At 55.6% G+C, this 19,218-nt stretch carries 16 protein-coding genes; 6 read left to right on the top strand and 10 right to left on the bottom strand.

All coding sequences use genetic code 11. The features are described from left to right. Positions 1–421: 421 nt before the first annotated feature. Positions 422–1,591 carry a THUMP domain-containing class I SAM-dependent RNA methyltransferase gene (locus N0M98_RS08590; RefSeq protein ID WP_249864949.1) on the bottom strand — a complete coding sequence of 390 codons (1,170 nt, stop codon included), beginning with the start codon at positions 1,589–1,591 and terminating at the stop codon, positions 422–424. A 165-nt stretch (positions 1,592–1,756) separates the two neighbouring features. On the opposite strand from N0M98_RS08590, the gene N0M98_RS08585 reads away from it, so the two are divergent. Beyond that, positions 1,757–2,392, top strand: a complete 636-nt coding sequence (locus N0M98_RS08585; RefSeq protein ID WP_259617552.1) for an O-methyltransferase — start codon at positions 1,757–1,759, stop codon at positions 2,390–2,392. A 245-nt stretch (positions 2,393–2,637) separates the two neighbouring features. On the opposite strand, the gene N0M98_RS08580 is transcribed toward N0M98_RS08585, so the two are convergent. The 3 genes from N0M98_RS08580 to N0M98_RS08570 form a co-directional block, all read right to left on the bottom strand. Continuing rightward, positions 2,638–2,844 carry a hypothetical protein gene (locus N0M98_RS08580; protein WP_259617551.1) on the bottom strand — a complete coding sequence of 69 codons (207 nt, stop codon included), beginning with the start codon at positions 2,842–2,844 and terminating at the stop codon, positions 2,638–2,640. 26 nt (positions 2,845–2,870) lie between these two features. Then, positions 2,871–4,094 (bottom strand): MFS transporter, encoded by a 1,224-nt coding sequence (locus N0M98_RS08575; RefSeq protein ID WP_249864946.1) that lies wholly within the window; start codon positions 4,092–4,094, stop codon positions 2,871–2,873. A 144-nt stretch (positions 4,095–4,238) separates the two neighbouring features. Further along, positions 4,239–5,000, bottom strand: a complete 762-nt coding sequence (locus N0M98_RS08570; protein ID WP_259617550.1) for a metallophosphoesterase family protein — start codon at positions 4,998–5,000, stop codon at positions 4,239–4,241. Between the two features lie 435 nt (positions 5,001–5,435). Here N0M98_RS08570 and N0M98_RS08565 point away from each other — a divergent pair, with 435 nt between their 5' ends. Continuing rightward, a complete protein-coding gene (locus N0M98_RS08565) occupies positions 5,436–6,890 on the top strand; it encodes a CapA family protein (protein WP_259617549.1) in 1,455 nt (484 codons plus the stop codon). Positions 6,891–7,082: 192 nt separating this feature from the next. On the opposite strand, the gene N0M98_RS08560 is transcribed toward N0M98_RS08565, so the two are convergent. Then, a complete protein-coding gene (locus tag N0M98_RS08560) occupies positions 7,083–8,810 on the bottom strand; it encodes a glycoside hydrolase family 2 protein (RefSeq protein ID WP_259617548.1) in 1,728 nt (575 codons plus the stop codon). Between the two features lie 193 nt (positions 8,811–9,003). On the opposite strand from N0M98_RS08560, the gene N0M98_RS08555 reads away from it, so the two are divergent. The 4 genes from N0M98_RS08555 to N0M98_RS08540 all read left to right on the top strand — a co-directional run bounded on the left by N0M98_RS08555 (position 9,004) and on the right by N0M98_RS08540 (position 13,579). Beyond that, positions 9,004–9,837, top strand: coding sequence for an AraC family transcriptional regulator (locus N0M98_RS08555; protein ID WP_259617547.1), 834 nt, complete (start codon positions 9,004–9,006; stop codon positions 9,835–9,837). A gap of 85 nt (positions 9,838–9,922) precedes the next feature. Next, positions 9,923–10,549 (top strand): fumarylacetoacetate hydrolase family protein, encoded by a 627-nt coding sequence (locus N0M98_RS08550; protein ID WP_259617546.1) that lies wholly within the window; start codon positions 9,923–9,925, stop codon positions 10,547–10,549. A gap of 160 nt (positions 10,550–10,709) precedes the next feature. After that, positions 10,710–12,671, top strand: coding sequence for an ATP-dependent DNA helicase (locus N0M98_RS08545; RefSeq protein ID WP_249864940.1), 1,962 nt, complete (start codon positions 10,710–10,712; stop codon positions 12,669–12,671). 74 nt (positions 12,672–12,745) lie between these two features. Then, positions 12,746–13,579, top strand: coding sequence for a DUF92 domain-containing protein (locus N0M98_RS08540; RefSeq protein ID WP_259617560.1), 834 nt, complete (start codon positions 12,746–12,748; stop codon positions 13,577–13,579). A 310-nt stretch (positions 13,580–13,889) separates the two neighbouring features. Here N0M98_RS08540 and N0M98_RS08535 read toward each other — a convergent pair whose 3' ends face one another. The 5 genes from N0M98_RS08535 to N0M98_RS08515 all read right to left on the bottom strand — a co-directional run bounded on the left by N0M98_RS08535 (position 13,890) and on the right by N0M98_RS08515 (position 19,044). Then, a complete protein-coding gene (locus N0M98_RS08535; RefSeq protein ID WP_259617545.1) occupies positions 13,890–15,194 on the bottom strand; it encodes a sensor domain-containing diguanylate cyclase in 1,305 nt (434 codons plus the stop codon). 127 nt (positions 15,195–15,321) lie between these two features. Next, entirely contained in the window at positions 15,322–15,672 is a 351-nt protein-coding gene (locus N0M98_RS08530) for a LapA family protein (RefSeq protein WP_259617544.1), read from the bottom strand. Between the two features lie 130 nt (positions 15,673–15,802). After that, a complete protein-coding gene (gene pepF, locus N0M98_RS08525; RefSeq protein WP_259617543.1) occupies positions 15,803–17,593 on the bottom strand; it encodes an oligoendopeptidase F in 1,791 nt (596 codons plus the stop codon). A gap of 270 nt (positions 17,594–17,863) precedes the next feature. Next, a complete protein-coding gene (locus N0M98_RS08520) occupies positions 17,864–18,052 on the bottom strand; it encodes a hypothetical protein (protein WP_249864935.1) in 189 nt (62 codons plus the stop codon). 191 nt (positions 18,053–18,243) lie between these two features. Then, positions 18,244–19,044 (bottom strand): YjbE family putative metal transport protein, encoded by an 801-nt coding sequence (locus N0M98_RS08515; protein ID WP_259617542.1) that lies wholly within the window; start codon positions 19,042–19,044, stop codon positions 18,244–18,246. Between the last annotated feature and the right edge of the window lie 174 nt (positions 19,045–19,218).

Genomic DNA, 19,218 nt, shown 5'->3' with positions numbered 1-19,218 from the left:
TGGGGAACAAGCGCCTCCATCTCGACCATTTGAAATAGTCGAGGTTGGGTGCCTTGGCGTTTGGAAACTAGCATAAGTTTTGGCCTCATTTCTCATCGATCAGTTCCATTTATTTTACCATTTCTATTGTGTCATGACTGTACAATGCCACTTTTTCACCACGCTTTTAGAAGCGTGGTGAAAAAAGAGCGGAGGGGCCATTTGAATCTGGAAAAGCGTAAGCGTTCGCCTTTGTTCTCGGATTTCCCCGTTACACGGGCTTACCTATTCAAGAAATCCAGGAACAAGAGCGATCGGAAGATGCTTTCGCATGCGAAGTGGGCGTTTTTCACCACCTTTTTAAAAGTCCGGTGAAATATCGGGTTAGCCCTTGGGATAGGCGGAAATCAGGGAATAAAATATAAGGCAAAAGCCCCGGACTTTACGTTCCGGGGTTGTCTTGTTTCTCTTTGCGCCAGCCGTACAGTCCGCCGGATGCAAAGTATTGATAGAGATGGCATTCGATCCGGCCGTTGAACAGCTTGCGCTTTTTACTGGCCGTCCGGCCCATGTAATGCTCGATCTGCTTGTTCGGATTGAGGATGAAGAACGACCATGTCGGCAGCTGCGACGCCATGCCGCCGAGCTGGCGGATTACCTTCTCGACCTCGCCGCGATCACCGAGCCGCTCGCCGTACGGCGGATTGGTGATCACGCAGCCGTAGTCGCCGCGAGGCTGCGCCTTCGCCACCGGCAGCACCTTCAGGCTCAGCTCCTTCGCGAGCCCTGCCGCCTTGGCGGCGGCCAAAGCCACATCGATCGCCGCGCTATCGATGTCCGAGCCCGCGATCTCCAGCGGGATATCGTCCCGCACGAGATCGTAGGCTTCCTCCCGCGCCTCGGACCACAGGTCCTCGGGCACGACGGGCCACGCTTCGGCGGCGAAGCTGCGCCGCAGCCCCGGCGCCAGGTTCCACCCGATCATCGCCGCCTCGATCGGGATCGTCCCCGACCCGCAGAACGGGTCGTAGAGCGGGCGCTCCGGCTGCCAGCGGCTCAGCAGCACGAGCGCCGCCGCCATCGTCTCCTTCAGCGGCGCTTCGGTGACGAGCTTGCGGTAGCCGCGCTTATGCAGCCCGGCGCCTGTCGTGTCGAGCGTGAGCGTAGCGACATCGTTCAGCAGCGCAATCTCGATCACGTATCTGGGTCCGGTCTCGCCGAACCATTCCGTATGATAGCGCTGCTTCATGCTCTCTACGATCGCCTTCTTAACGATTCCTTGGCAGGCGGGCACGCTCGACAGCTGCGATTTATGGGAGCGGCCTTCGACAGGGAACTCGGCATGCTCCGGAATCCAGTCCGGCCACGGCAGCGCTTTGGTCCCTTCGAACAGCTCGTCGAAGGTACGGGCCTCGAATTGCCCCATCACTACCAAAACCCGGTCGGCCGTACGCAGCCACAGGTTTGCCCGGGCGATAGCCAGCTCGTCTGCGATAAAATGGACGCGGCCGTTCTCGACCGTCACCCGGTCATAACCCAGATCGCGGACTTCGCGGGCTACGACGGCCTCCAGCCCCATCGGGGCGGTGGCGATTAAATGAATCTCTGACATGAACTTCACTCCGTATTCTTAAGCCGGCGCCCGGTTTGCGGACGCCGGAAATATAATCGTTAGCGATGGCTGTTCTTGAAGTTGAACTCGCTTTGGAAAAGCCATACAATAGTCTAGTATAGGATAAACGATGCGTTTATACAATGAGGCGGGAGGAAATGGATCATGGCGCAGCTTAGTGCGGAGGAATACGTCGAGTCGCTGCTCGAAGCGGACGAGCAATTGGATAAGGTGGCTGAAACGATCCGGGCCGAAGGCATGCCGGAAATTTCGATCGCCAGAGGGTACGGCAAGCTGCTGACGCTGCTTGTGCAGATGACCGGAGCCGAGCGGATTCTGGAGATCGGCGCGCTGGGAGGATACAGCGGCATTTGTCTGGCCCGCGGTCTCGGAGAGCGGGGCAAGCTGGTCTCGCTGGAGCTTAAGCAGCAATATACGGAGGTCGCCCGGCGGAATTTGACCGCAGCAGGTTTGGGCGATAAGGTGGAATACCGGACCGGCGAAGCGCTGGACAGCCTGCGGCGGCTGGAAGAAGAAGGATACCGGTTCGACCTGTATTTCATCGACGCCGATAAAGGCAATTATCCGAACTATCTCGAATGGGCGATCAAGCTGGCTAATCCGGGAGCGGTCATTGTAGGAGACAACACGCTGCTGCACGGCGACAGTATGAATCCGGAGGCGAAGGGAAACCGCGTAGTCAAGATGCGCGAATTCAACGAGCGGATGGTGCGCGACCCGCGGCTGGAAGGCGTCATCCTGCCTGCATACGACGGGCTGGCAATCGCCCGGGTCCGTTAAGCGGCGCCGCAACGAAAAAGCCGCCGAAGCTTTGCTTCTTGCCATCGTGAAGAAGTCGGGCTTCGGCGGTTTTTTTGGCGCGCTTTTTGCCATGAAATGCGGTTGGATGCGGGATTTTCAATCGATAATCGTTAAGACGCTTTCTTGTTGTTTAGGAAATGATGCGCAGCCATATCCTGTGGAACGATCCCAGAGGAATGGTTAGACGCCGATCCAGCTTAGGCTGGATGCGGACGGAATAAGCTTCAGAGCATCACGTCACTTTTGGGGGATTTGTTCACCGCTTCGGCGGGATCGACGGCCGCTTTCTGAGGTGCTTCCGTGTCGCGGTTAGTTTGATGATGGTACACGACTTGCCCGTTTTGCTCGATGCTGTCGAGCTGGGCCCAATACCATATCATCAGCTCTGCGCAGACGATAATTAACAGAACCTTTTTCACGTTCACTTTCATCCAAGCACCTCCGAAATAAAAATCGTCTATCCGGTCCCGCCCGCGTTTTCCTCTGTGCCTGAACGACCGGGAAACAGCGCTTTGCGTACCCAGATCGCATTGGCGAACAGAAACACGGCCGCCATAATAAACAAACCTTGAATGTGAATCCAGCCCGACAGGACGCCCCCGACGATCGGCCCGAGCATGTTGCCGAGACTGGTGGCGCTCGTATTGAAGCTGTAGGCTCGGCTTTCCATTCCTTTAGGAGCGAACTTGCTGATTAGAGTTTGTACGGAAGGGAGCATTCCTCCCATAAAGACGCCCAGCATGAAGCGGGCGGCAAACAGCTGCCATATGTTCGTAACCAGCGCTTGCGGCACGAAGGAGACGGCGGCGCCGACCAGGCAAATCGCCAATATTTTGACCGAACCGATCCGGTCGCTCAATCGGCCGAGCAGCGGGGAGGCGATCATGTTCGAGAAGCCGGTGATCGAGCTGACCAGGCCTGCATAGAAGGCGAGCATCGACCCGTTGCCGTGGAGCTCTTGTACAAAGAGCGGGACCAGCGTCATCGAACTCAGCATTGAAAACTGAATGACGAACGTTACGGCGTACAGCGCGGGCAGCTGCTTTGTCTTTTTTAATTCCTTGAAGCCTTCCATAGTGGAAATGGCAGGCTTTTTTTTGGCCGCCGCGGCGTCGAAGTTCTCTTTGATCAGAAAGAGCGCCAAGAGCGAAGCGCAGAACAGCAGAGGGCCGGTAATGTAGAAGATCGGCCGGAAGCCGACCCATTCCGCCAACAAGCCGCCGATGAACGGCCCGAGGATCGAGCCCGCCACCCCGCCGGATTGGAGCGTGCCGAGCGCGAAGCCGATCCGCTCCTTCGGCGTATTCGTGGACATCAGGGCGACGGCGGCCGGCATGAAACCGGAAATGACGCCGTTCACGATGCGCAGCGCGAGCAGCTGCCACGGGCTCGTCGCAAAGCCCATCAGCGTCATGACGATCGCCATGCCGAAGCCGGAGCGCAGCAGCATGACTTTGCGGCCGTAGCGATCGGATAATCCGCCCCAAAGCGGTTGAAACAAAAACGAGGTGACGAAGTTGCCGGCGAAAATAATGCCCGACCACATCGCTACCTGATGGGCGTCATGCACGCCCAAATCTTGTATGTACAGCGGCAAAAAAGGCGTGATCATCGTCATGCCGCTCATTACAAGAAACTGTCCGATCCAAAGCACGATCAAGTTGATTTTCCATCTGGCCACAAGGGTTCTCCTCTTTTCCTGCTGTGTATGGGCTGCGTTGGAGCAGAAACGAATCTCGCATGTGAGCGTTCTCTTTATTGTATCATAGGCAGGAGAAAACCTCACATTTTAGGATTATGTAAACCGGATAGTGATAGTGACCGGCTACATTTCCACGCCGTGCTTCATTTCGTAGCGAAACCGCTCGATTCCCGGCATTCCCGTCTCTTCGGCGATCGCTATCGCCTTGTCGATATCGTACGGCACCCTCACCGTTTGAATGGAGTAAGGCCCTGCGGCTGCGGATTCGGGAATCCCTTCGACAATCGTATAGCAAGCCGCCGGAATCCCGTCGTAGGGAGCTCCGACACTGCCCGTATTGAACACGATAAGCCCTTTTTTTTGTTTCGTCTTGATCGTTTGCAAATAAGGAATATGGATATCCCCATAGCCGACGATATCCGGAATGCGGTCCGGCTCCGAATCCGAACCAAGCGGCATACCCGTCATGGCCGTATGCTGAAACAGCGACAGCTTATCCTTTTTGGGCGCTTTGCGGGGGACACGATGATCGACGCTTAGCGCGGACGCGTGGAATAGGCGGAGCCATTTGCCGCTAAGCTGCAGATCGATGCAGTAGGGCAGGCTGCGCAAATAATCGAGCCGCTCCGCTCCGAGCTTCTCCTGCTGCCAGATGCCGGCGGCTTTGTCCTGCGGGCGATTGATGCCGATATCCCAGTTGCCCTGCACGGTCTGCTCGCATATTTCGCGGACCCGGTCTACCGTTTCGGCGGGTTGAGGACCTTTGCCGACCAAATCACCGAGGCATAAGATACGTTTGATCCGCCGTCTGCGGATGTCCTTCACGACGGCTTCGAGCGCGGGCAAATTGCCGTGAATATCCGAAATGACCGCTATTTTTTCCATCGGTAAGCACTCCTATTCTGTCTCGACTTGCGAGCTTGAAAGCTCTCCATCTTTCCATTATAAGGATTTTTGCGCCAAAGAGACACCCTGTTGCGGTAAAAAACAGCTTTCCCTTGTTGTTTGCTCCTTGTGCCGGAGGGGAGTGCGCACGGCGGGGGCCATATTCCCGTTTTTGCAAAGGCCGGACATTTCTTATAAACCAAGGCTCGTACTTTCGTTCGATGACCGGGGCAGCAATATTTGGTATAATGTCTAGAAGCTATTTTGCTTCGAATCAATTTTAGGCAAGCTTTAAGCCGGGAGATCCATGCCGGCGACGGTGGAAACCGCTGGATCGCATTGGTTACAAAGGGGTAGATCATCATAGAAACGCGTTCGCAAAAGCATCGGGATGAAGACAAAAACAATAAGAAAACTTGGATTACGCTGGCCATTTTGGCCGTTATTACTCTCGTTTCCTTCAGTTATTTAATGAACTGGCTATCCCGCGACGATTTGCCTGAGGGGGCGGCTCCCCCCGTTCAGCAGCAGCCCTCGGGAACAAGCTCCGCACCTTCTCCGGCCGCGACGAACGTTCAAGAAGGCGGTCAGCCGCCGACGGAGGCGGTACAGCCCGACGCGTCCAAGCAGGAGTCCGAGATCAAATCCGGCGTCAAGCTGACGTTTATCGGCGATGTGATGTTCGCCGGCAAGGTCGAGGATTTGCTCAAGAAGAACGGCTGGGATTATCCGTTCCGTTATGTGAAGGACTTCTTGACCCCGGCCGATATTACCGTAGCGAATTTGGAGACGCCGCTGACCGAGAGAGGCACCGCCGAGTCCAAGGATTACGTGTACCGTTCTTCGCCCCAGGCGCTGCCCGTGATGCAAGCCGCAGGCATCGATCTGGTCAACACGGCGAACAATCATATTATGGATTACGGCCCCGAAGGGCTGCTCGATACGCTGGACGAATTGGAAAAGGCCGGCATGAAGCGGGTCGGCACGGGCCGCAACAGCGATGAGGCGTATCAATCCGTCATCATGGAGCGCAGCGGCATTAAGATCGCTTTTCTCGGCTTCAGCCGGGTAGCGGAGAACGCCGATTGGTATGCGGGCAATGACAAACCGGGCGTGGCCGAGACGTACAACGCCAAGCTGCCGCTCGAGGCGGTTGCAAAAGCGCGCGAGCAGGCCGATCTTGTCGTTGTCATTGCGCATTGGGGAATCGAACGCAAGGACCGCCCGGTTAAGGAGCAGACCGATCTTGCCCACAAGTATATCGACGCGGGTGCGGATCTTGTGATCGGGGGCCATCCGCATGTGCTTCAGGGCTTCGAACGGTATAAGGGCAAATGGATTGCCTATAGTCTGGGCAATTTCATCTTCACCACCAACGAAGTTCCCGAGACATGGGAGAGCATGGTGCTCGATGCGGAATGCACGAAGGAAGGAAGCTGCAGCCTGCAAATGGTGCCGATCTTGACCAAATGGGCGCAGCCTGTACGGATGACGGATGAGGACGGCGCCAATCTGTTCGAGAGAATGGGGCGCATCTCGATCAATGCCAGCGTCGATAAAGATGGCGTCGTCACGGAAGCGGAGCCCGTCAAGCCAGCGCCGACCCCGACGCCGACGCCCGCGGCGAAGAAACAGACGGAGCCGAAGAAAGAATCCGGCGGCTCGCCGTCCTCAGGCATTACGGCGGGAAGCGGAGGCTCCGCCAAACCGCAGCAGACGGACAAGCCGAAGGTTTCGCCGAAGCCGTCGACGAAACCGTCCCCGACGCCGACTCCATCGACCAAGCCGACGCCGAAGCCGTCATCCAAACCGGCTGCCAAGCCCACACCGACGCCGACGGCCAAATCGTCGCCTAAGCCTTCGCCGACCCCGGCGAAGGACGGCGACTGACGGGCGCTAGCGGCCAGTCGAACGGCATATATCGCCCGCGCGGCGATGCAATAGAATAGGAGCCCTGGGCTTTCCCTTCCCGGGCTCCTATTTTATGGGAAATCCTGCGCATGTGCAGGCGAATGCGGCCGAGCCGCTATTCCCGATACGAATAGGCAGCCGCTTCGTTAGCCCGAGCGTGCCGCTCAGCGTTCACGGTTTCGCCGGGCTATCCGCCGCCGAGCGGTATATATCGCGGACGACGCGGTAAGCCTGCTTAGGCTTGCGGTATTCGTTCAGCAGCCCTTTGTTGTTGAAGCTTCGCGCCCGGTCGCGGAAGTAGCCGCGGTCGCTCTTCAGGTCGGCCCGTATATCGGCAAACTGCCATATATACGTTCCTCTTACCTTGGCATCGCTGCGGAAAATGCGCAGCGCCTCCCGAATCACATGAGCCTGGTAATCCTCGCTGAACAGGCGGGGCTCCCAGCCCGTGTCCCCGTAAATGCCGGCCGCTCCGAATTCCGTCATCAGCACGGGCTTGTCTCCGGCTCCCATCGCTTCGGCATAGGCGTGAAATTCGTCCAGCATTCCTTGGAATCCTTCGACATTGCCCTCATACCAGCCGTGGTATTTGTTGATGCCGATGACGTCCACGAGCGGCAGCAGCACATCCTTCAGAGGATGCATCGTCGCGTACGCGACCAGTCTGGAGCTGTCCATACTGCGAACGCGCTCGATCATCGGGACGGACAAATCGATCGCTTCCTGGCATGTCGTATCGATCTCATTGTGGATCGACCAGAACACGACGCTCGGATGATGAATATCCCGCTCGATCATTTCTTCAAGCATTCGCATCGCCCGCTGCCGGAAGACCGGATCGGTCGTCACTTCCTTGGGCAGGAACGCGCCCCACATCGGAATTTCGCTCCAATAGACGATGCCGTGCTCGTCCAGCAGATCGATCCAATAAGGGCTCTGCGGATAGTGCGAGCCGCGCACCGAATTGCAGCCGAGCTCCAGGATCAGATCGAGATCTTTTTTCATCAGCTTGGGAGGGAAGGCGAAGCCCCATTCGGGATGCTCGTCATGCCGGTTCACGCCCTGCAAGTAGACGGGCCGGCCGTTAATGCAGATTTGCCGGTCCTTGACCTCAATCCGGCGGAAGCCGATCCGGTCGGTCTTGTCGTCATAGCCTGTAGAAGCCGTAATCAGGTACAGCTCGGCCCGGCCGACGTTCCATAAGCGGACATCGTCCCAAGTTTGGCGCACCTCTACGGTCACGGTTTGCCCTGCGGGAACGCGTACTTCTTCTTCGTGAAATACATGATCCTCCGCCGACAGAACGAGCGGCACGTCCTGCTCTTCCGCCGAGAGGGAGCGCAGGCGCATCGAGACGGTGACGTCGGCCCGGTTCCCGGAGTCCAGGCTGTACCCGATGCCGAGATGATCGATGTAGACGCCGGATAGCAGCTGCAGCTCGACGGGGCGAATAATGCCTCCGTAATGATACCAGTCGACTGCGTCAATCGGGATCGTCTGCCGGGTTAGCGTGCTGTCGGTGCGTACGATCAGCTCATGCTTGCCCGCCGACGCGGAAGGGACGACAAAATCGAAAGGCGTGTAACCCCCGTAATGGTAGCCGAGATGCTGTCCGTCCAGATAGACGTCGGCATGTCCCAATACGGCGTGAAACAGCAGCCGGATATGTTCTATGGACGCGAGCTCGAACGTCGTGCGGTACCAAGCGACGCCTTCGTAATCGTACAAACCGAATTCATTGTTCCAACAGGCCGGGACGAACACATTCGTTTGTGCGGCGGGGAACTGTGCATACCATTGATCGCGAATTCCCCGATCCGCCGGATCGGTAATGAATTCCCATTGTCCGCCAAGCTCCCGGGTTTGTCTGATTCGATGCTCCGTAAAAGTTCTGATCATTTTTTATACCTCCTGGGCATTTCAATAATATGGCGGTTCGATACTTGCCGCTGCTTACGGTTACAGCTGCATTGTAACAAAAGGCCGCAGGCCGGGAAAATGGGTAAAAGGAGAACAAGACTTGTACAAATCGCTTCCGGTTCGGTATAGTTAGCAAAGAAAGCTCGTTTTTCCGAAGGGAGCTGGAGCACGGGTGGCATATGATCTGAACGAGCTGCATCTGCATATTCACTGGGTGCTGGATAAGCCGACGGCTCCCGGGTGGACGGACAAGCGCAACAATATCGGAGCGCATACGCTGTATTGGATTCACGAAGGCAAAGGAACGTTTCATACGGAGCAGACGTATCCGGTTGAGGGAGGCATGCTTGCCTATATGCCTCCCGGCCTTGCGATGTCCATGGAGTCGGACGGCCGGTTTCCGCTGCGGATGACAATGATTTTGTTTGACTGCGCCGCGGTCGGATACGACAAGGAGTGGACCTTCGTCGCTCCGGTAGGGCGGTTGGAGCTGCCCTTCCTAAGGTCGTTCGGCCTGGAGAGCAGCATGCGGCTGAGCGGCCAATTTCGCGATATATACCGCTGCTGGGTGCCGGGAGCCCAGGGAGGGGCTCTGCTGGCCTGCGCCAGGCTGCTGGCGCTGATTCACGAGCTGCATGCGACGAGCGATAACGGAGCGGCTGTCCGCGATTCGGCGGCATCCAAGATGGACATGGTCAAGGACTATTTGGAAACGTCCTATTACAGCGAATTTACGATCGGGCAGTTGGCGGACCGCTTCGGCATCTCGGTATCGTATTTGCGCAAAATGTTTCTGCAGCATGTCGGCATGAGCCCGAAGCATTATCACAATCATATCCGCAACGAGCACGCGAAGCATTATTTGATGTATTCGGATTTGCCCGTCAAGGAGATCGCCAAAGCTTGCGGCTATTTGGAGGAATATCATTTCAGCAAGTCGTTCAAGAAGCTGAACGGCCTGCCGCCGAGCAAATTTCGCGAAACGCACCGCTTGGATTTCAATTGAAACATGTCGGGACGGGGCATTGAGATTTCGCTGCCGTTCGATTATGCTAAGATGAGCAATCATTATGGGAGCAAAGGGATGATTTATGATGCAATCGATCCGTAACATTTATTGCGTCGGGCGCAACTACGGTCTGCATGCCGCGGAGCTCGGCAACGAGGTTCCGGAAGAGCCGATGATTTTTACCAAGCCGACTCATGCGCTGGTTGCGATTCAAGGGCAGCCGATTTTGCTGCCGGGAGACCGCGGCGAGGTGCATTACGAGACCGAGCTTGTCGTGCATATAGCCGAAGATTACAAGCCGGGCGCCTCCGTCGATCAATTGATTGACGCCATGGCTCTGGGGATCGATTTTACGCTGCGGGACGTGCAATCGGTCATTAAGAAGAAGGGCCAGCCGTGGCTGCCGGCCAAAGGTTTTCTGAACTCGGCCGCGATTGCCGGATTCCGGCCTTTTCCGGGGGAAGAAGCCGTGAAGCGTACGGAGTTTTCTTTGCGTAAAAACGGAGCGGAGGTTCAGCGGGGCAATGTTAACGATATGATTTTTAATCTGCAGACGATCGTCGATTACATTGCTCGGCATTACGGGCTCGGTAAAGGAGATATTATTTACACGGGCACGCCGGCCGGCGTAGGGGCGCTGCAATCGGGCGACCGGATGGAGCTGTTGTGGGGCGAAGAAGTCGTAGGGACGTTTACGGCGCAGCTATAAACAACTCGATCGGAGAACATAGTCAAGGGTACCGGATGTATAATCCAGTATCCTTTTTATCGTCGTTCGGGCAGGGGGAGATGCGGAGGATCGTGAATTTCGCATTCCGAATGCCCGTGCTGCGGCGCAAATTTCACTTCATGACGGAGGCACATAACCATTGGAGCGATATCCTTTCACTTATGATCATTCCCGGCCGTTCATTCAGCAGGTCGGGAGCTGGATCGCGGACGTTTTTTACGACATACTGCCCGAGTCCGGTTTCGAGATTCGGGACGAACAAATTTATATGGCCTTTCAGCTTGAAAAAGCTTTTGCCGAGAACCGGACGATTTTCGCCGAAGCGGGGGTCGGTACCGGCAAGACGCTCGTTTATTTGCTGTACGCCGTCTGCTACGCGCGCTATATGCGCAAGCCGGCCGTTATTGCCTGTGCCGACGAATCGTTAATCGAGCAGCTTGTCAAGCCGGAAGGGGACATCGCCAAGCTTGCCCGCTACTTGGGCATGGAGATCGACGCCCGCCTGGGCAAATCGCCCGATCAATACGTATGTCTGGCCAAGCTCGACGAAGCGAGATTGGGACATGAAGAAGAAGAGCTGTACCAGGACATTTACGACGGGCTCCCCGAATTTGTCCGCTTCCGCGAAGGCCTGCAGTCTTTTTACGCCTACGGGGACCGGAAGCAGTATCCGCAGCTGGACGATCGGCAGTGGAGCCGAATGAACTGGGACTCGTTCCAGGACTGCTTCGCCTGCGGCCAGCGCCACCGCTGCGGACAAACGCTGTCGCGCGACCATTACAGAAAATCGGGCGATCTGATCATTTGCTCCCATGATTTTTATATGGAGCATGTATGGACTTACGAGGGGCGGAAGCGGGAAGGGCAGCTGCCGCTGCTGCCGGAGCATTGCGCCGTCGTGTTCGACGAAGGGCATTTGCTCGAATCGGCCGCCCAGAAGGCGCTCACGTACAAGCTGAAGCATATCGTGTTCGAGGAACTGATCACCCGTCTGCTCAAAGGCGAGGTGCGCGAAAGCTTGGCGGTGCTAATCGACGAAGCGATCGTGCAGAGCGAAGCGATGTTTGCCGTATTCGAAGGGCAGAGCAGAGCGATTCCCGGGTCGGACCGCAAGCAAGTCGTACTGAGCGGGGAACTGCTGAGGGAAGTCGGCTCGTTCCAGAAGCTGCTGGCGGACATCGAGGAGGAATTGGTCTTTGAGAGCGCCTTGTTCACCTTGAACGAATATCAGCTGCGGATTGTCGAGGAGCATCTGGAGATGCTGCAAAAGGCATTGAGTTTATTTCAGAGCTCCGATAATCTCATCTGCTGGGTGACTGATAGCGTAACGGGACCGTCGCTCGTCATCATGCCGCGGACCGTGAAGGAAGTGCTGCGGGAGCGGGTGTTCAGCGCCGACATGCCGATCGTATTCTCGTCGGCTACGCTGTCGGTGGACGGAGCCTTCGATTACATGGCGGAGAGTCTCGGGATCGAGCGTTATTTATCGTTCTCCGTCGACTCGTCTTACGATTACGAGCGCCAAATGGAAGTCGTCGTTCCGCAATGGTCGCATAACGGCACCTTTTCGGAGAAAATGAAAACGGCCGTGCGATTGCTGCAAAGAACGGGAGGCAGGGCGCTCCTGCTGTTCAAGGATAAGGAGGAGCTGCGCGGATTCAAAAGGGAGATTTCGAACTATGCGGAATGCGCGGGCATGAGTTTCTTGTTCGAGGGCGACCGGGAGATCAGCGATCTGATCGCAGCCTTTCAGCGGGATGAGCCGAGCGTTCTATGCGCCGTCAGTCTGTGGGAAGGACTCGACGTGCCGGGACCGTCCTTGTCCAATGTGATCATATGGTCGCTGCCTTTTCCGCCGCAAGACCCGGTATTTATGGCCAAACGGCAGCTGGCGGCATTCCCGTACGAGGAGGTCGATTTGCCTTATATGCTGCTGCGGCTCAAGCAGGGGATGGGGCGGTTGATCCGCTCCCGCGACGACAGCGGCATCATTGCGATTTTCAGCGAGGAATTGCCTCACGATTCCGCGCTGCGAGAACGTATCGCCGGGCTGCTGCCGGAAGGAGTGCAGCTTCGAGAGGGAACGCCCGTATCCGGATGAAAACGGTCCGATCATTGACTTATGATGACTAAATCTGCGCTAATCACGGATTGCATAAGGGGGAGACGCATTTGTTGGATTGGGGAATCGGCTTGGCTTGCAGTCTTCTGATCGCAGCGGGAGCTTATGCGAAAAAATCGCTGTCCGCCTCCGGCGCAGCCGCGGCCGTCATTGTAGGAACTCTGCTGTACGCTTACGGCAGCCTGGCCTGGTTCGGGACGTTAATCGTATTTTTCGTAACGTCCTCGCTGCTTTCCAAATGGAAGCATAAGCGCAAGGCGGCCGTGGAAAGCGGCTATGCCAAGACGGGGCGCAGAGATGCGGGACAAGTGGCCGCCAACGGCGGAATCGGCGTTCTGCTCTGTATAGGGCACAGCCTGTGGCCTCATCCGCTCTGGTGGGCGGCTTATCTCGGGGTGATGGCCGCCGTGAACGCCGACACATGGGCTACGGAAATCGGCGGGCTCAGCCGCACACAGCCGCGCTCCATCGTCACCGGGCGCATCGTTCCCGCCGGCACGTCCGGCGGGATTACGAGCCTGGGGCTTGCCGCGTCGCTAGCCGGGGGGATCGTCATCGGTCTGGCGGCATGGCTGCTCCTTATGCTGCAGCCGCAAGGTGCGGCAGCAGAGGGAGAATGGGCTTCGCTTGGAGGTATGGTGCTGCTCGCCGCTTGCGGCGGTCTGGCGGGCTCGCTGATCGATTCTTGGATCGGAGCGGTATGGCAAGTGATGTACCGTTGCCCGGTCTGCGGCAAAGACATCGAGAAAGACCGCCATTGCGATTCGCAGGCGGTGCGTATCAGAGGAGCATCGTTCATGACGAACGATGCGGTAAATATGATAAGCTCGCTGGCGGCGGGAGCTCTCTGCATGCTGCTGTACCTGCTGCTCTTTGCGCTCGTTTGACGTCCGCAGAGGGAGCTATTTGCTTCCTCTGCGGGAGTTTGCTTTGACGAGCCCGCGGATCAGCAGGCCGATCACGGCGAAGGCGGCGATAAAAACGACGACCTGCACGACAGTAATAATCATGTTGAGTTTTCCTCCGGATTTACATATAGTTCCAAATCCATTGTACATCATTGTATAGGAAAAACAAAAAACGCTCCTGATCTGTCACAGATACGGGAAACGTTCGCTTTTTTCAACACTCCGGCAGGATGATTTGCCGGAAATCCAACACGCCGAGCCGCAAGCTGAGAAGCCTGCGGCTCGGCGTTTATTCGGACACTTGGTATAGTCTGACCCGGTTGCGCCCGTCCTGTTTCGCTTGGTATAACGCTTTGTCCGCGCGGAGGAACAGCTCCTTGGGATCGACGTCCTGGGAAGGAATCATCGTGGCCGTGCCCGAGCTGATCGTAATATACGGCGAGCTTTCCGAGCGGCTGTGCGGAATTTGCAGCTCTTCTACATGCTCGCCCAACTGCTCGGCCACGGTCTGTGCTCCTGCGGCATCCGTACAGGGCAAAATGATCACGAATTCCTCGCCGCCGTACCGCGCGATGAAGTCGACGGGGCGTCTGGCGGCCTTTTTCAACGATTCGGCCACAAGCTTGAGGCATTGATCTCCCTCCGCATGGCCGTAGGTGTCGTTAAATCGTTTGAAATAGTCGATGTCGACGATGATCAGGGAGAGGGGAGCGCCTATTCTTCTGCCCTGCTTCCATTCCCTTTGCAAGCATTCGTCGAATCCCCGGCGGTTGGCGACTCCGGTCAAAGCGTCGACGGTAGATATTTTTTGCAGCAGTTCGTTGGTTTCCAGCAATTGCTTCTCAATGTGTTTGCGGGCGGATATATCCCTCGATATGGTGATCAGCTCTTTATGTAAACCTAAATTATCGAGAATCGTTCTGGCTGTCGTTTCGAACCATATGTAGGTGCCGTCTTTTTTGCGGGCGAGCGATTCCCTTAGGTTCATACCGCATTTCGCCGTCTCCGCTATCAAGTCGGCCAACGGGACTTGGCTGTAATCCGGGTGAAGCAGGTCGTAGAGGCAGCGGCCTATCAGTTCCTCAGGTTCGTAGCCGAGCAGCGTCCTGCAGGCGGGAGAGACGTATAAATACGTACCGTCCATGGAAATTCTGGCGATCATGTCGGTCGAATTGTCGGCGATCATCCGATACATGGCCTCGCTTTCGCGCAGCGACTTCTCCTTGGTTTTGTCGGCCGTAATATCCCGGAAATATGCCGTATAATTATGCCGGCCGGGATACACGCGGACGTCAAGCCATCGGTTCAGCGTCGGAATGAAAAATTCAAACGAAGCCGGGATTTGGGTAGCCATGGCAGCCAAATAATTATCGTAGATCGCCGTCCCGACGGCAGCGGGAAAGCTTGTCCATACGAAGGTGCCGAGCAGTTCGCTTCGGCTCCGTTCGAGCATCCTTTCGGCAGCGCTGTTCACATAAGTGAAACGGCCGAGTGCATCTAGGTTCATAATCCCGTCTGTAATATTCTCAAGTACAGCGGATAAATCTGCGCAGTTACCGTTAAGCGCATCTGCTTCCTTCAACGGATCGGCCATAGGGAGGAATCCTTCCTGGACATAATTGCTTAATATTGAATACATCTGACTTTATTGTAATGAATGCCGTTTCAATGTTCAATGCAAAATTGGAAAAAAACGGACTATTTTTGACCGACCGCGGTTTCTAGCCCCGCTCGGCATCGTCAAGGCGGTCCGCCTGCGTATCGGAATCGGCCGGAGACTGGACCGCTGTAAGCGGCGCGACGACTGAAGTCTCGGCTTGCAGAGACTTCGCCTCAGCAAGCTGCTTTTCCAGCAGCTTGACGGTTCGCGACAGCTTGAATTGGCGCGTTATGCCGATTAAGCCGACGATCAGTCCGCCAAGCAGCGTCGAGCCGAGAATGACAAGAATGAGCGGAAGGTTGGCTTCGGTGAACAGAAACTGAACCTTAACGGGTTCTACATTAATAACGGCGAAAATAGCGGTAATAAGGGCAAACAGCAAAATGAAAATGATAGTCCACTGGGCTTTCATGATGTAACACCTCCTGTAGGGCGACATGTGGGAGAGGATCGAGCCCTCGTCATTTTGGGCCGTAGGCCGTATAACAAAACAAGGCTGCAGACATGTAGCATGCGTGCAGCCTTGAGCCTTGCAGCGAGGATTACTTGGCGAGTTGCTCCATTTGCTCAAGCAAGCCTTTGAATACGTCCATTGCCTGCTTGATCGGCTCCGGAGTCGACATATCCACGCCGGCGCGTTTCAATATGTTGATGGAATAATCGCTTCCGCCGCTTTTCAGGAAGCCGAGGTAGCGTTCCACCGCCGGCTGGCCTTCCTCGAGAATTTGCTTGGCGAAGCTGGTCGCCGCGGAGAAGCCGGTCGCGTATTTGTATACATAGAAGCTGTTGTAGAAATGCGGGATGCGCGCCCATTCCATTTCGATGTCTTTATCGACAACCATCCCTTTGCCGTAATACAGGACGTTCAGATCGTAATAAATTTTGCTGAATTCCTGCGGCGTCAGCGACTCGCCCTGCTCGGCTTTTTCATGGATGATTTTCTCAAACTCGGCGAACATCGTCTGGCGGAACACCGTCGTGCGGAATTGATCCATGTAGTAGGTGAGCAGGTACATTTTTTCTTTCGGGTCGGTCGATTTTTTCAGCATGTAGTCCATCAGCAGCGCTTCGTTCAGCGTGGAGGCCACCTCAGCCAGGAAGATCGTATACTGGGCATAACGGTATTTTTGGCTCTCGTCGGACAAATAAGAATGAATCGCATGGCCCATTTCGTGGGTGAGCGTGAACATGCTGTTCAAATTGTCTTTATGGTTCAACAGCACATAAGGATGCGTGCCGTAGGCGCCCCAGCTGTAAGCGCCGTTGCGTTTGCCTTCGTTCTCGTAAATGTCGATCCAGCGGTTATCGAAGCCTTCCTGCAAAATGTTCAAATAATCTTGGCCGAGCGGCTTCAAGCTTTCCTTCACCGTAGCCTGGGCTTGCTCGTAAGTGATGTCCATCTTGAATTCGTCCACCAAAGGCGCGAACAAATCGTACATATGCAGCTCGTCGACCTTAAGCAGCTTTTTGCGCAGCTCCATGTAACGGTGCATCAGCGGCAGCGCCTCGTGAATCGTGTCGATCAAATTGGTGTAGACCGCTTTGTCGATATTGTCTCCGTATAAGGACATTTCCAGAGTGGAAGGGTACTTGCGGACTTTGGAGTAAAAAATGTTTTTCGTTACATTCGCCGCCAGCGTAGCGCCGATCGTATTTTTGTTTTTGGAATACGTCGCGTACATCGCTTGAAACGCCTCTTTGCGAACCTCACGGTTGCGGCTCTCCAAAAATTGAATGTAGCGGCCGTGCGTCAGCTCGACCTCTTCGCCTTGCTCATTCTTCACCTTCGGAAATTTCAAATCGGCGTTGTTCAGCATGCTGAAGATCGTGCCCGGCGCTTGGGAGAGGTTGCCGACTTGCGCCAGCAGCGCTTCCTCCGATTTGGAGAGCACATGCTGCTTCTCGCGGAGCATCTCCTCCAGCGTGCGCTTGTAGAAGCTGAGCTCGGGATCGTTAATCAGCTTGTGAAGGGCGTCGTCGGATAAGCTCAAAATTTCGGGAGAGATAAAGGATAAGGCCTCGCCGGTTTCCACGCTCAATTTGCTCGCTTTGTCGGATAATGCTTGATATGTAGGTTCCGCCGTATCCTCATGATGCTTCATGTTGGCATAGACGTACAGTCGTTCCATATGTAAGGAGATGGTGTCTTCGAGCTCGAAGCATTGCTTGATGGAGGCGGCATCCTTCAGCTTGCCGTGGAAGGCGCCTACTTTTTGCAGAGCTTCCTTGACCTCTTGATATTCCCGGTCCCACGCCTCCTGGTTAGGGAACAAATCCTCCAGCTTCCAGCTGTGCTCTGCAGGAACGTCGTTTCGTTTCAGTACTTGATTCATCGGAACCCTCCTCGTATTCTTCGGTTTGGATATGCCGTCGGCCGCCATGGGGGCTGCAAGCACTGTACCGGCAAACAGCACGCCCGTCATAACTAACGGAAAAAAACGCATAGCGCTCACGCTCCCTGCAATTTTTTTCCTAGTATGACCGGATTGTAGATTTATTATAAGGAAATTACCGGTCGAAGTAAAACAAAGATGAATGGCTGCGCGTTAGAGGTAAATTTCCTTGCTGACGAACGGATGTATTTCGGGAAGCACGGCCTCTCATCATGTCCCCGTGCCAAGCGAGAAGAAGCTGTAGACGATGAGCGTGAACGAAAATACGACCATCACGATCGCCAGAATGGCGAGGGGGCGTTTGAAGCCGCTCGGCAGCGTATCTTTTTTCATGATCAAAATTAAGGCGAAGCAGAACGATACGATAATAAATGTAAGGATGGATGCGGAATTGCTCAAGTTGGATTCACCTCATCTGACGGAAACTATAGAAACCAATTCGACGCGGCCGCTCTGAATTCCTTTTGACTGAGAGACCAAGTTCGGGCGGTCAGAGGTTTATTTTTCAATTTAAAAAGCCCTTCGCAGTCCTCTCCCGGGGACGCTTCCGGCATCCGTCACGGAGAGGGGCGAAGGGCTATGCGGCGCGATTATCCGCCCGATTTGACCAGAACGAGCCGGCCTTTCTCGTCGCGCTGCGCCTGGAAGCTGTCGTCGATGCGGATGTTCGCCTCTTCGACCAGCTCCTGCGGGATCGTCAGCTGGCCTTTGTCATTGATGGAGACGAGCGAGCCGAACATCTTCCGCCATAAACCGGCTGCCAGCACACCGGCGACGACCAGCAGCACAAGAATCCATTTCACGACGGGATTGGCTGCAAACCAGCCGTGGACGAGCGGGTCTTCCGTCAGCATTTTGCCGGCCGTCAAAGCAAGCACGCCCGCGCCGATATACATGATCCAGGGAAACTTCTCCATCCAGCGGATGAACAGGGTGCTGCCCCATACCATAATCGGAACGCTGATCAAGAGGCCGACGATGACTAGCAGGAAGCTTCCATGAGAAGCGCCTGCCACGGCGACGACATTGTCGAAGCCCATTACCGCATCCGCCACTATAATCGTCTGAATAGCGGGCCACAGCCGGTTTTTCGCCTGAATGTTGTCGTGATCCTTCTTGTCGACGAGCAGCTTGTAGGCGATCCAGATAAGGATCAAGCCGCCGATCAGCAGCAGTGCGGGAAGCTTGAGCAGCCATACGACGACCAGTGTTGCCGACGCGCGAATGGCGATAGCTCCGACCGTGCCCCAAACGATGGCTTTCTTCTGATTCTCCTTCGGCAAGTTTCTTGCGGCCAGTCCGATCACAATCGCATTGTCGCCGGCAAGCACCAGATCGATCAAAATAATGCTGAGTAGTGCAGTGAAAAATGTAGGGTCCAACCATTCCATGCTCGTTCCACTCCTTTGTCAGGTTCATTGGTTTACATAAAAAAGACCTCTACCGTAAATCGGTAAAGGTCTCATGTAAACACAAAAGACCTCTACCGTTAAGCGGCAAAGGTCTTGCTAACAACGAATCGTTGCCAATAAAGCCGGGGTTGTTAACCCGAACTGACGACTTTA

The organism is Paenibacillus doosanensis (assembly GCF_025060755.1).
Taxonomy (GTDB): Bacteria; Bacillota; Bacilli; order Paenibacillales; family NBRC-103111; genus Paenibacillus_S; species Paenibacillus_S doosanensis.
This window is presented reverse-complemented; position numbering and strand designations above follow the sequence as displayed.